Origin of the sequence: Acinetobacter sp. WC-141, assembly GCF_000313935.1 — a bacterium.
In the GTDB taxonomy this organism is placed as follows: domain Bacteria; phylum Pseudomonadota; class Gammaproteobacteria; order Pseudomonadales; family Moraxellaceae; genus Acinetobacter.
Genome location: NZ_AMSS01000086.1, coordinates 197,053 through 209,885, shown reverse-complemented (window position 1 = coordinate 209,885; position 12,833 = coordinate 197,053). Strand labels below are relative to the sequence as shown.

Sequence of the window (12,833 nt, the reverse complement as noted above, 5' to 3'; positions counted from 1 at the left end):
CAGCCTTTGCTTTGGTATTCCAATTTGAAAGAGTTTGCATTGAAATGCTAAGTTGTCTGGCTGTTTCCGAGACATTGCCTTGATTGGCTTCAATTAATTTGATGGCTTCAGCTTTAAATTCTGTGGTGTAAGTCTTGTGTTTCTTGCTCATGGTAAACTCCTGATGAGTGTGTTTAGTTTACCAAGTTAAAACCTCCTGTTTTTTCAGCACACATCATTTTGGACAGTGATGCTTATAGCGATCAACTTTCTTTGAGAGGTAAATTTAATACTGGTACATTAAAACATTCTTTTAATGTCGGTACTGAATGGAGCTTCCAAGAAACTGATCAAGGTGTACATACATTTACTAATGCTGCAGGTGAAACCACCTCAACCATTTTAGACAGCAACATTCAAAACTGTACTTCAGCCGCTGCTGTAGCAAATGGCTGGTGTACGAGTTTAAATAATCCAGGAAATGGTGCATTCTATGACACACGTGGAGCTATTACAGCACAATCAACCACTCGTAGTCATAATGTAGGCGTCTATGCTTTAGATAGTATCGAATTTAATCCACAATGGTTACTTAACTTAGGTGTGCGTTGGGATAAATTTGAAACTGAGAAAAAATACAATAAAGACGTAGGTGGACGTACACCTCATAAAGCTGGCGATAAACTAGAAAGTGATACAGATTACTTCTCTTACCAAGCTGGTTTAGTTTTTAAACCAACAGAAGATGGTAGTATTTATTTAAGCTATGCTACGTCAGCAAACCCAGTAGGTGTGCTCGCTGAAGGTGATACAGGTTCAGATTCTATTAGCGACTCAGGTACTGCAAGTGCGAGCGCAAACGATCTAAAACCAGAAGAAGCGCGCACTTTTGAATTAGGAACTAAATGGGACCTATTTAATAACCGTGCTAATTTAACAGCAGCAGTTTTCCGTACTGAAAAGCAAAATACACGTATCCAAATCGACCCTAACACGACTGCCAATGCAGGTAAAAGTAAAGTTGATGGATTTGAAATTAGCTTGAACGGAAAGATTACTGACAAGTGGGATGTATCTACAGGCTATAGCTATTTAGATAGCGAAATCACCGAGGCTGCATACAATGCCGTTGCTCAGGAAGGTAAACCTCTTCCATTCGTAGCTAAAAATAGCGCGACTTTATGGTCAACATATAAAGTTATGCCTCAATTGACTTTAGGTGCAGGTGTCGAATACCGCGATCAAGTGTTTGTGAATACAACTGCTCCAAAATACTTACCAACCTATACTATTTATAATGCGATGGCTAAATACGACGTTAATAAGAACGTAAATTTACAGCTTAATATCAATAATATTTCTGATAAGCGTTATTTCACTAGTGCACATGCAGCTCACTACGCGTTTGAAGGTAATGGCCGTAATGCTGTCTTAGCAATTAACTTTAAGTATTAAGGTTAAATTCCATAATACTTTTATGGAATTAATTAAAGTTCATATAAAATAGCCTCGTGACGAGGCTATTTTTACAAATGAAGTATTTATTTTAAAAGGTGTTTGCTGTGATTCATCATATCCCTAATGTTTTAAGTAAAGAGCAAGTTGCCGAGTTTCGTAAGCTCATGAAAGACGCAAATTGGGTGGGTGGAAAAGTGACAGCGGGCACCTTATCTGCTTCGGTTAAAAGAAATCAGCAACTCTCAGAACAAGACCCGCTTACACATCATTTAAGTGATATTGTCATCAAAGCAATTTGGCAAAATCCAGTGTTTCAGGCTGCAGCCCTTCCCCACAAAATTATTCCACCGCTTTTTAATCGTTATGATGAACATGAAAGCTTTGGTTTCCATGTAGACAACTCAATTCGTCTTATCCGTGGGACTTCTGAGCAGCTCCGCACCGATTTATCTTGTACATTATTTTTAAGTGAACCAGATGAATATGAAGGTGGTGACCTCGTTATTGAAGACACTTATGGTTATCACGAAGTTAAATTACCCGCAGGTGATGTGGTGCTCTATCCGTCTACTAGCCTGCATGAAGTCAGCAGCATTACCTCAGGCACTCGTTTTGCTTCTTTTTTCTGGGTACAAAGTTTGGTACGCGATGATAGTAAACGCCATCTTTTATTTAACTTAGATGAAAGTATTCGGGAACTGCGTAAAGCACATGGCGATAACTATCCAGAAGTCATGAAGCTCACCAATATTTATCATAATTTAATTCGAATGTGGTCAGAGCTATAATTACATTTATTTTTGACTTATTGAGATCAAGCAATTTCTCTTACCTCAATATAGCAAAAATATGAAAATTATTTTCTCAAAATCGTAAAATGGCGCAAAATTAGAAAATTATTTTCTAATTTCTGAGATTAAAATTATTATAAGAATTTTGCACAAGGTGTAATCATTGTTTAGATGTGATATATCTAAATGATAAACTTACCAGCAAACCATCAAACTTATTATTCACGGTCTAGAGATGAAAATGAATTACTTGTTTGCCCAGCCTACTCAAGCAAGACATCATCCGCAACTCCTGATGCTGCGCCAAGCGCGCGTATAAAAATTTTGTCTGCTTTTTAAAGCAGCACTTCGAAATTGCCTTTTATTTTTCTTAATTAAATACCATATATAACTGTAGAGACGTTGCCTTTTAAATATATCCAGAGCAACTGCGCTACGAGACAAGGAGTTTTCTCATGATGTTGGCTGACCCAAGCAAAAAATACCGCCGTATGTACCAACGAGTGGATTTACCAGATCGCCAATGGCCAAATAACGAAATTACAAAAGCGCCAATCTGGATGAGCACCGATTTACGTGATGGTAACCAAGCAATTTTTGAACCCATGGACATGGAACAAAAATTCAAAATGTTCAAAATGCTTGTAAAAATCGGTTTTAAGCATATTGAAATCGGCTTCCCTTCTGCATCTCAAATCGACTTCGATTTTACCCGCATGTTGATCGAAGAAAATCATATTCCTGATGACGTATACATTGAAGTTTTAGTTCAGGCACGTGATCATTTAATTGAACGTACCTTCGAATCTTTGGCTGGTGCTAAACGAGCGATTGTGCATATTTATAACTCTAACTCTCCAACCTTCCGTCAAAAGGTGTTGAATGTAGATGTTAATGGTGCAAAACAGTTAGCTATTAATGCTGCTCAAAAAGTGAAAGAGTATGCGGCGCAATATCCTCAAACTGACTGGATTTTCCAGTACAGTCCAGAATGTTTCTCTGCAACAGAGTTAGAAGTCGCTAAAGATGTCTGTGATGCGGTCACAGAAATCTGGGATGCACGTCCTGACCATAAAGTGATTTTAAACTTACCTGCGACTGTAGAAGTTTCTACGCCAAATGTGTATGCAGACCAAATTGAATGGATGCATCGTAATTTGGCACGTCGTGATGGCGTGATCATTTCTGTTCACTGCCACAATGACCGCGGCTGTGGTATTGCGGCATCAGAACTTGCAATTATGGCAGGTGCTGACCGTGTTGAAGGCTGTGTGTTTGGTAATGGTGAACGTACAGGTAACGTTGACGTTGCAGCAATTGCATTGAACATGTACACCCAAGGTGTAGCACCTGAGTTAGATTTCTCTAACATTAATGAAGTGATTGCAACGGTTGAAGAATGTACTGGCTTACCTGTGCACCCTCGTCATCCATATGCAGGTGACTTGGTATTTACTGCATTCTCTGGTTCACATCAGGATGCAATTAAAAAAGGCTTTGAGTACCAGAAAAATGAAGAAATCTGGGATATGCCTTACTTGCCAATCGATCCAAAAGATTTGGGCCGCGACTACGATGCAGTTATTCGTGTAAACAGTCAGTCTGGTAAAGGTGGTATCGCGTATTTATTAGAATCAAACTACAACGTGGTATTGCCGCGTCGTTTACAAATCGAATTCAGTCAGGTTGTTCAACAATATGCTGATGATAATGGTACAGAAATTAATGCAAAAGAAATCTGGACCTTATTTAAAGACACGTATGTTGATGTGAAAAACCACCATTACACAGTCAAAAACTACAGATTATCTGACATTAATGGCACTCAGATCATCGAACTTGATGTTGATGTCGAAGGTGAAACTCAACAGCTTCGCGGTGAAGGTAATGGACCAATCTCTGCATTCTTAAATGCACTTCAGTTACCAATTGATGTGTTGAACTATGAAGAACGTAGTATTAGTTCAGGTGCAAATGCGAAAGCATTAACCTTGATTGAACTTCAAGTTAAAGGTACAGGTAAAGGCTCATTTGGTGCCGGTGTCCATGACAATACAGTCACCTCATCCATTGAAGCAATTATTGCATGTACTAACCGTTTGATTGATCAAGGCGTTTTAAGTACAGATCAGGTGGTTGCCGCAGCTGTTTAATTAAAAAAAAGACTTTGGAAAGGATACCTAGCTTGGTATCCTTTCTTTTTATTCCTGAAAGATTTAAAAGGCGAAATGTTCCCGTGTCTTTTCCAGCTGATTCAGTGGGGTTAGTCACTCCGCAAAAGTTCCAATTTGAAGAACCATTACATCTTGAATGTGACCGTGTTTTGCCACGTTTTGAGTTAATGGTCGAAACTTACGGCACTTTAAATGCAGATAAATCAAATGCCATTTTAATCTGTCATGCCCTTTCCGGACATCATCATGCAGCGGGATATCACCACGAAGATGATAAAAAAGCTGGATGGTGGGATAGCTGTATTGGCCCGGGTAAGGCAATCGATACAAATAAGTTCTTTGTAGTTTCGCTCAACAATATTGGTGGATGTAGCGGCTCAACTGGCCCAACATCACCAAATCCTGAAAATGATAACCGTCCTTATGGACCAGATTTCCCATTAGTTACGGTACGCGACTGGGTCAAAACTCAGGCCATGCTTTCTGACCGTTTAGGTGTAAATGTCTGGTATGCGGTTGTTGGTGGATCATTAGGGGGCATGCAAGCACTACAATGGTCAGTAGATTATCCTGATCGCTTACAAAAATGTGTGATTATTGCCAGTGCGCCAAAGCTTTCAGCACAAAATATTGCATTTAACGAAGTTGCGCGACAGTCGATTTTGTCTGACCCAGACTTCCATCATGGTCGTTATTTAGAGAATGATAGTTACCCGAAACGCGGCCTGATTTTGGCTCGAATGGTCGGCCATATCACCTATCTTTCAGAAGAAGCCATGAAACAAAAATTTGGCCGTGATTTAAAGTCAGGCAAATTTATGTATGGTTTTGATGTCGAGTTTCAGGTCGAAAGTTATCTGCGTTATCAAGGTGAACAGTTCAGCCGTAACTTTGATGCCAATACTTATCTCATCATGACCAAAGCTTTAGATTATTTTGATCCATCACGTGAATACAATCACTCGTTAACGGAAGCGATGGGTAAAACCAAATGTCAGTTCTTGATAGTCTCTTTTACAACAGACTGGCGTTTTGCCCCAAGTCGCTCGCAAGAAATTGTAGATGCACTTATTACCAATCATAAGCCAGTAAGTTACTTAGATATTGATGCAGAACAAGGTCATGACTCTTTTTTATTCCCTATTCCACTGTATGTCAAAACCATGCGCGCTTTCTTAGGCGGTGAAGAACACTTAAAATCGACATCACTGGAGGCAAGTTAATGCGTATTGATCAACAACTGGCAGAAAAGTGGATTAAACCCGGCTCAAGCGTACTCGATTTAGGGTGTGGTGATGGTGAATTACTCGCTCATATGAGCCAAAAGCATCAAATTCGTGCTTATGGTTTAGAAATTGATCAAGAAAAGATTGCAATTGCCGTCAGTCGCGGGTTAAATATTATTCAACAAGATTTGAATCTCGGTTTGAGCCGTTTTGCCGACCAGTCTTTTGACTATGTGGTGATGGCACAGGCTTTGCAAGCCGTAGATGCACCCGATGTTTTATTAAGAGACATGGTGCGTGTGGGTAAACAGGCAATTATTACTTTTCCAAACTTTGCGCATTGGAAGACTCGGTCTTTTCTTGCATTAAAAGGAATGATGCCTGTATCGGATGCTCTACCATATATGTGGTATAACACCCCCAATATTCATTTATGTACATTTAAAGATTTCGAAGCACTGTGTGTGGAAAATCAGATACAAATTATTAATCGACTCGCCGTCAATGGAAATCAGCAGGGAAGCCTGTTAAGCAAACATGTTCCTAATTTGTTTGGTGAAGTCGCTATTTATCGAGTGAGTGCACTATGAAAAAGACATTATTTAGCACACTATTTGCAGGACTGCTAAGTATGCAGGCTCATGCAGATTATATCGCCCAGCCACAATCGGTTGCGAGTCAGGCTGCACGCTTTTCTACAATGGGGGTAAGTGACCTTCAGAAAGCTGCAAAAGCTGGTCAAGCAGGCGCGCAATTTTACCTTGGTACACACTACCAATATGGTAAAGATGTAGAAAAAGATGAGAAACAAGCTTTCGCATGGTTTAAAGCAGCAGCTGATCAAGGTTTATCACCAGCTCAATTAAACGTGGGTCGTATGTACGCCGACGGTATTGGTGTTAGAAAAGATGAGTCCATGGCTCGTAAATACTTTGAAAAAGCAGCAAGCAATGGTGATAACCGTGCAAGCTACAATCTCGCGATGATGGAAGAGCAAAAGAAAAACTACGTAGGTGCTTACCAGTGGTATGAGCTTTCTACTCGTGATGGCATGCTCGACAATAAAGTGATTAGCCTATCTGAAGGTAAGAAAACTGCTCTAGCGGCGAACTTAACTCAAGAACAAATCCGTACCGCACGTGACCGTGCAGACAAATGGATTCAAGCACAATAATAACGGTTCATCCGTAAAAAACCTTACTCGACTAAAGCCACCTTGTATGCTCTACAAGGTGGCTTTAGTTTAGGATATCTCATTTTATATTCTATTTATTTCCCTCTATATCCCCTCTTAAAAAACACGTAACATAACTCACGTTCGATATTAGCTATAAAGTTTGGTTTTATTATGTCTACCCCACATTGGTTTGATCAGGGCAGTTTAGTTCTTGCCAGCAATAACAAAGGTAAAGTCGCTGAGTTTGAAAAACTTTTTGAACAGCTTAAGTTACCTGTAGAAATTATTCCTCAAGGGCGTCTTAATATTCCCGATGCAATTGAAGATGGCTTAAGCTTTATTGAAAATGCCATTATCAAAGCTCGTCATGCCTCTAAAATTTCAGGTAAACCTGCTATGGCTGACGATTCTGGTATTTATGTTCCTGTTTTAGGTGGTGCACCTGGCATTTACTCTGCGCGCTATGCTGGAGAACACGGTGACGATGCAGCAAACAATGCCAAATTATTAAATGATCTTTTACCATATCGTAAAAATGGTGAAGTGATTGAAGGCATGTTTGTGTGCGTACTTGCTCTAGTAACGCATGCTGAAGATCCTTTGCCACAAATTTTCCAAGGCATCTGGCACGGCGAAATTTTAGAAGCTGCACGTGGTGAAAATGGCTTTGGCTATGACCCACTATTCTGGTTACCTGAGCTACAAGTTTCTACCGCAGAACTGTCTAAAGAAGACAAGAATAAGATTAGTCATCGTGGACAAGCGATGCAGTTATTTAGAGAGAGTTTGCAGAAATAAGCTGATCACATGGCCACAATATGCAGCGTTAAAACATATTAAACTTTGTATAGGCAAACCTTACTTTTCAAAGATAAAAAGTAAGCAAAAATCTTTTGTTAGACTGATGGCACTTCCTTGTGCCACAGTCTAACTGGCGGCATCCATGCCGCCTTCGCACAAGCAAGTGTAGAGTTAGAATTAAATAATTAATTAGACGAACATGTGTAAAAACACTGCATAAATCGCAATACAAACACAACTCACAATCGTCCCTGAAGCAATATAAGCCGCAGATCTTCCTGTCCCTTGATAATGTGTTTCTAGCGCTACAATATTGGCTGCTGGTGGCAGACAGAACATTAAAAACATCACTCCAATGTGCTGACTTATATTTGGAATCGGTAGAAATCTATAAGTTAAACCGCAAAGAATAAAACCACACACCACCTTAAATGCTTGAGCTTTCATACTATAGAATAAGTCTTTTAAATGCACTCGAGTACGGCGTAGCCACATTCCCAAAACACACATCCCAGCAAAAGTCATTGCGAACTTAGCAACCTCATACACCCAATGTATAGCTGGATGTTCGATATGTTGAACCCCTAAAAGCCTGAGCACAAGCGCGCAAAAAATTGAAATACACGGTGGAGATGACAGAACTTTTTTTAATATGTTGAGTTTACTTTGTGGTGCAGTTGTTACGGCAGTCACAGCCCATGCATTTCCAAAAAGAGACATACCAATATAGAGCGCAACAATTGGGGCCGTAGCTTCAGGCCCAAATAGAGCCATAGCAAAAGGAAAGCCTAGCCAGCCCATGTTGGTATAACTCACGCATAGCGCTAATAATCTGTCTTTAAATAAGGCCAAATAAGCAAAGAAAATAAGAAATGCTGAACCGAAGCTAAAGAGCATTAAACTCAAGCTACCCGGCTGATAAAATACCATGTTGTAAATAATCACAACTGGAATAAGCAAGCGTGCAAGCCAAGCTGAAAGAACTGGTTTTATCGTTTCTGAAAGAGAAGTCTGGGCAAGCAGAAGTCCAGTGATGAACGCCAATATTGGCAGTAATAACGCCACGTTTTCTCCTCTCACCCATCAAAATCAGTTTGTTATGCTACACCTTTTCAAAATGAAATGTACTCTCCTTTTCAAGTAATTTAAGCTTCTCCTTTTAAGCTTTTTCTAAAATAAAAAACTGCCTACATCCTTTATGAAACCCTTCTTTTGAGATTTTGACTAACAGCTATTGTCTTAAAACTGACATATAAATGTCACATTGTTGTCATGGCAACCTGTTGATATAAAGCAAACTGAAAAGAGGTATAAGATCATGGCCGGTTTATCTATTTGGCACGTCGTTATTTTTGCAATTGTCGTTATTTTATTATTCGGTACATCTAAATTAAAAAATATCGGTAAAGACGTAGGCGGTGCAGTAAAAGACTTTAAAAAATCAGTTCGTGAAGAAGACGAAACTGCTGCTCTTAATACTCCACGTACAATTGATGCCCAAGTCAAAACCCCTGACAGCACATCAGTGAAAAGCTAAAGGTTTTCCACCATGCTTGATGTAGGAATGACAGAACTACTCTGTTTTGCAATTATTGCAATTTTAGTTTTAGGTCCAGATAAACTTCCGGAAGCCGCACGCTTTGCTGGTCGCTGGTATGTTCGCCTAAAACGTTATATTACCAATTTGCAAAATGAGATTGATCAAGAGTTGCGTCTTTCTGAGTTTCGAAAAGAAATGCAGGAAGAACTCAACCGCATTGAAGCACTAGAACGCAAAGTACAACAACAACTTGAAGAAATACAAAAACAGACTACTTCAGACAATTCAGAAAAAACTGAGGTAGCTGAAACGATATCTCAGGCTACGATGTACTCCCCTGTATCGGGCCATTATGAAGTGCCCTTTCTTGCCAAATTTACACCTTTGGCATCTCAAAGCGACACTTTAGAAACACCCCCCGTTAAATTGAAGATTGCCGTATGAACCAACTGCCTTCAACGACTGTAAATACGCAAGAAAATTTAGACCAAATGCCAATCATGAACCATTTGGTCGTTTTAAGACGTCATTTATTTAGGATTGTCGGGGTAACATTATTTTTATTCTTTTGCTTATTACCCTTCCGAAATAACACTTACCAATTATTATCTGAACCTTTAAGGCTGCAACTTCCAGCATCGTCTTCAATGATTGCAACAGATGTAACTGCAACCTTTATGGCGCCTTTTAAGCTCAATTTATTTGTCGCACTTGTGCTGGCAATGCCATTTATTCTTTATGAAATATGGACTTTTGTCCGCCCAGCGTTATATCAAAAAGAACGTCATTTAGCGCTGCCATTACTCATCGGTAGTATTGTTTTGTTCTATGCCGGAGTTGCTTTTGCATACTACATTACGCTTCCTGCAATTTTACATTTCTTTATTAGTGTATCGCCTGAAACTGTTGCACCGATGACGGATATTAATAGCTACCTAAGCTTTTGCTTAAAGCTGTTTTTAGTTTTTGGTGTAACTTTTGAAATTCCGATCGCGACACTTTTACTGATTCTAATAGGCGTAGTAAATACAAAGAGTCTTGCTGAAAAAAGACGTTTTATCATTGTGGGATGTTTTTTTGTAGCCATGTTCATTACCCCACCAGATGCAATTTCTATGGTGATGTTGGCGATCCCGATGTGGTTGCTTTTCGAACTTGGATTATTGTTCGGTAAAATTCTTGAGAAAAGAAAAGCTCAATCTGATGAATAAAATTATAATTTAAAGAAAGCCTGAAATATAAAGTTCAGGCTTTTTCATATCAACCACTTTTTAATCTACGAACCTATAAACTGTCTTCAAAGTGACTTAAAAATGTAAGAAAAGTGTCATTTACAATCCATAGAATCAACTCAACAAATATACTGACAAAAGTTACGGATTTATTATGACAACTGCTTCTAACCACCCAACACGTCGCGACATTTTAAAATGGTTTACGGGGATCCCTTTTCTTCCATTAGGTGCGATGGCTACGGCAGCAACATTAGCAGGATGTAACGATAGTAATGATGATTCAGACGTTACAACTCCAACAAAACCAATTAACTTTAAAAATGCAACGTTCACTTCAATGCCAGCTCCTTCAGTTGTAGCTGATATTGCAACGACAGCATGTGCATCAAAGCTTGCTATTTCATGGGAAGATGGCAGTAAAACCGAATACCAACTGGCTTACAAACCATTCTTCTTAACAGGTACTGAAGTTCCTGATGGTAAAGGCGGAAAGATTATCGCGGGTGGTTATTTTGACATTAATAATAAGCCAATTATCGATAAATCAGTTGCTGGCAAAGAGCGTCAATTCTTCTCTGACTGTCCAGATGGTAGTTCTCTAATTAGCTTCAAACAAGCGACTGGCAAAGATTTTACAGATGCAGACAAGAAAGCATTAGGTGTCACTGGCAACCCTGTATTCCATGTGGTTCAGTTTGAATATTTATCAAAAGACCAAAATGGTGGTGATACTTACGGTAAATTATCTTCTCCGATTGCAGTGCTTACTTTAGATCAAGACCCGAAAACTGGTCATTTAACTTTAATTAAATATCATAATGTAGACACTTCAAGTGCGCATGGTTTATGGATTACTTGTGGTGCAAGCTTGTCACCATGGGGAACTCACCTTTCTAGTGAAGAATATGAACCAGATGCTTTCAATCAAAAGTTAGGTCAATCACTTTCAACCCTTAAAGCATTTAGTAAAAATGTCTATGGTGATGAAAATGCGGCTAACCCATATAACTACGGTCATTTACCAGAAATTACGGTAAATGCAGATGGTACGGGTCGTGTGACAAAGCACTACTGTTTAGGCCGTATTTCACATGAGCTTGTGCAAGTTTTCCCAGATAACCGTACAGTTTTGATGGGTGACGACTATACCAATGGTGGTCTCTTCATGTTCGTTGCAGATAAAGAGAAAGACCTATCTGCCGGCACACTTTACGTTGCCAAATATACAACAATACTTACAGATACAACGACTGGTCAGATCTCTTGGATCAAGCTTGGTCATGCAACAAGTGTAGAGATTGAAAACCTAATCAAGAGCGGTATCAAAGGAACTGATATTTTCGAATCGGTTCTACAAATTGCCAAATATCCAAGCGATGCAACGACAGCAGAAAAAGATGCTATTGATGCTGGAGATAAAGGTACACCTGAACAACAAGTTTTAGCAAAAGCTGCGAAAGATCGTTTAAAACTACAACAAGCTGCTCAAAAAGCAGAATTAGAAGCTCAAGGTTTTAAATTTACTTATTTGAGCAAAACTGGTGTTTATCTCAAGCTTAAAGATAACAGCGACAAAACTAAACTTGCAGCGGCTTTCCTTGAGACACACCGCTACGCAGCTTACGTTGGTGCTTCAATGGCATTGACCAAGAACGAAGGTACGACTGTAAATATTGCAGATAAACGCGCATATTCAGCTTTAGCTAACATTGTTGATTCAATGGTTGAAGGTGGTAGTGGTTACCTTGCTGAGCACAACGTTAAATTCCCGAAAATCACGGCTGGTGGTATTTTGGAGCATAAACTGACAGGCGGCCAAAAAGACAGCTCAAATGTAGCAATTAACAGTGAATGGGTACCTAGCCAATCTAGTCTTCTCATTAAAGGTAAAGACATTAGCTTTGACAGCTTAGGTAACACTGCTGACCCAGAACAGATTGCTAGCCCTGACAACTTAAAGTTCTCTGAAAAGCTACGTACGTTATTTATTGGTGAAGACTCTGGTAACCACTTAAATAACTTCTTATGGGCTTACAACGTTGATACCAAGCAACTGATCCGTATCTTGTCTACACCAGCAGGTGCAGAGTCAACTGGTCTACACGCAGTTGATGAAGTAAACGGTTGGACTTACATCATGAGTAACTTCCAACATCCAGGTGATGAATGGAACCGTTTCTATAAAGAAACTAACGGTGTTCGTACTGGTATCAGTGCAGATTTACTTGCGCAAATTGATACAGCAATTAATACCAACTACAGCAACAAATTCGCAGCAGCAGTTGGCTATATCACTGCCGACCCAATTGCTCCATCTGTTGTAAAAAAATAATTTCTACTCTTTAAAAAAGAAACCTGCTTTATGCAGGTTTCTTTTATTTTAGATCATCCGCGATTTTAAAAATCGACTTATACTTTCAACCAAACGATCAAATATTTCACAAACCTATCA

General features: G+C 39.3%; 13 protein-coding genes and 1 pseudogene. 12 read left to right on the top strand and 2 right to left on the bottom strand.

What is annotated here, in order from left to right:
* Nucleotides 1-151: transposase (locus ACINWC141_RS17045; protein WP_009393049.1), on the bottom strand; the 151-nt coding region annotated here is incomplete at its 3' end.
* 65 nt (nucleotides 152-216) lie between these two features.
* Between ACINWC141_RS17045 and ACINWC141_RS17040 the strand changes: the two are divergent.
* The 8 genes and pseudogenes from ACINWC141_RS17040 to rdgB all read left to right on the top strand — a co-directional run.
* Nucleotides 217-1,434, top strand: a pseudogene (locus ACINWC141_RS17040) (TonB-dependent receptor); the annotation flags it as partial.
* A gap of 107 nt (nucleotides 1,435-1,541) precedes the next feature.
* Nucleotides 1,542-2,225, top strand: coding sequence for a Fe2+-dependent dioxygenase (locus ACINWC141_RS17035; RefSeq protein WP_009392971.1), 684 nt, complete (start codon nucleotides 1,542-1,544; stop codon nucleotides 2,223-2,225).
* Between the two features lie 189 nt (nucleotides 2,226-2,414).
* On the top strand, nucleotides 2,415-2,567 hold the full coding sequence (locus tag ACINWC141_RS20175; RefSeq protein WP_155757904.1) for a hypothetical protein: 153 nt from the start codon (nucleotides 2,415-2,417) through the stop codon (nucleotides 2,565-2,567).
* 116 nt (nucleotides 2,568-2,683) lie between these two features.
* Entirely contained in the window at nucleotides 2,684-4,381 is a 1,698-nt protein-coding gene (gene leuA, locus ACINWC141_RS17030; RefSeq protein WP_009393014.1) for a 2-isopropylmalate synthase, read from the top strand.
* Nucleotides 4,382-4,464: 83 nt separating this feature from the next.
* Nucleotides 4,465-5,625, top strand: a complete 1,161-nt coding sequence (gene metX / locus ACINWC141_RS17025) for a homoserine O-succinyltransferase MetX (RefSeq protein ID WP_009393134.1) — start codon at nucleotides 4,465-4,467, stop codon at nucleotides 5,623-5,625.
* Nucleotides 5,625-6,218, top strand: coding sequence for a methionine biosynthesis protein MetW (gene metW, locus ACINWC141_RS17020; RefSeq protein WP_009393021.1), 594 nt, complete (start codon nucleotides 5,625-5,627; stop codon nucleotides 6,216-6,218). The genes metX and metW overlap by 1 nt, the downstream gene beginning before the upstream one ends.
* Nucleotides 6,215-6,802, top strand: a complete 588-nt coding sequence (locus ACINWC141_RS17015) for a tetratricopeptide repeat protein (protein ID WP_034678999.1) — start codon at nucleotides 6,215-6,217, stop codon at nucleotides 6,800-6,802. Before metW ends, ACINWC141_RS17015 begins: the two co-directional genes overlap by 4 nt.
* A 174-nt stretch (nucleotides 6,803-6,976) precedes the next feature.
* A complete protein-coding gene (gene rdgB, locus ACINWC141_RS17010) occupies nucleotides 6,977-7,603 on the top strand; it encodes an RdgB/HAM1 family non-canonical purine NTP pyrophosphatase (RefSeq protein ID WP_009392993.1) in 627 nt (208 codons plus the stop codon).
* A gap of 192 nt (nucleotides 7,604-7,795) precedes the next feature.
* Here the strand turns inward: rdgB and ACINWC141_RS17005 are convergent, their stop codons facing one another.
* A complete protein-coding gene (locus ACINWC141_RS17005) occupies nucleotides 7,796-8,671 on the bottom strand; it encodes an AEC family transporter (protein ID WP_009393110.1) in 876 nt (291 codons plus the stop codon).
* Nucleotides 8,672-8,924: 253 nt separating this feature from the next.
* Between ACINWC141_RS17005 and ACINWC141_RS17000 the strand changes: the two genes are divergently transcribed.
* From ACINWC141_RS17000 to ACINWC141_RS16985, 4 genes are all read left to right on the top strand, one after another.
* A complete protein-coding gene (locus tag ACINWC141_RS17000; RefSeq protein ID WP_004794775.1) occupies nucleotides 8,925-9,143 on the top strand; it encodes a Sec-independent protein translocase subunit TatA in 219 nt (72 codons plus the stop codon).
* A gap of 12 nt (nucleotides 9,144-9,155) precedes the next feature.
* Nucleotides 9,156-9,590 (top strand): Sec-independent protein translocase protein TatB, encoded by a 435-nt coding sequence (gene tatB / locus ACINWC141_RS16995; protein WP_009393098.1) that lies wholly within the window; start codon nucleotides 9,156-9,158, stop codon nucleotides 9,588-9,590.
* The gene (tatC, locus tag ACINWC141_RS16990) at nucleotides 9,587-10,357 is read left to right on the top strand and encodes a twin-arginine translocase subunit TatC (RefSeq protein ID WP_009393233.1); all 771 of its coding nucleotides are present in this window, start codon (nucleotides 9,587-9,589) and stop codon (nucleotides 10,355-10,357) included. Before tatB ends, tatC begins: the two co-directional genes overlap by 4 nt.
* 175 nt (nucleotides 10,358-10,532) lie before the next feature.
* Complete coding sequence (locus tag ACINWC141_RS16985; protein WP_009393086.1) at nucleotides 10,533-12,713, top strand: PhoX family protein; 2,181 nt, start codon at nucleotides 10,533-10,535, stop codon at nucleotides 12,711-12,713.
* Nucleotides 12,714-12,833 lie beyond the last annotated feature (120 nt).

What these genes read in the sequence shown, in the direction of transcription:
- ACINWC141_RS20175 (WP_155757904.1), top strand. Translation starts at nt 2,415, where the DNA reads ATGATAAACTTACCAGCAAACCATCAAACTTATTATTCACGGTCTAGA.
- leuA (WP_009393014.1), top strand. Translation starts at nt 2,684, where the DNA reads ATGATGTTGGCTGACCCAAGCAAAAAATACCGCCGTATGTACCAACGA.
- metW (WP_009393021.1), top strand. Translation starts at nt 5,625, where the DNA reads ATGCGTATTGATCAACAACTGGCAGAAAAGTGGATTAAACCCGGCTCA.
- ACINWC141_RS17015 (WP_034678999.1), top strand. Translation starts at nt 6,215, where the DNA reads ATGAAAAAGACATTATTTAGCACACTATTTGCAGGACTGCTAAGTATG.
- rdgB (WP_009392993.1), top strand. Translation starts at nt 6,977, where the DNA reads ATGTCTACCCCACATTGGTTTGATCAGGGCAGTTTAGTTCTTGCCAGC.
- ACINWC141_RS17000 (WP_004794775.1), top strand. Translation starts at nt 8,925, where the DNA reads ATGGCCGGTTTATCTATTTGGCACGTCGTTATTTTTGCAATTGTCGTT.
- tatB (WP_009393098.1), top strand. Translation starts at nt 9,156, where the DNA reads ATGCTTGATGTAGGAATGACAGAACTACTCTGTTTTGCAATTATTGCA.
- tatC (WP_009393233.1), top strand. Translation starts at nt 9,587, where the DNA reads ATGAACCAACTGCCTTCAACGACTGTAAATACGCAAGAAAATTTAGAC.
- ACINWC141_RS16985 (WP_009393086.1), top strand. Translation starts at nt 10,533, where the DNA reads ATGACAACTGCTTCTAACCACCCAACACGTCGCGACATTTTAAAATGG.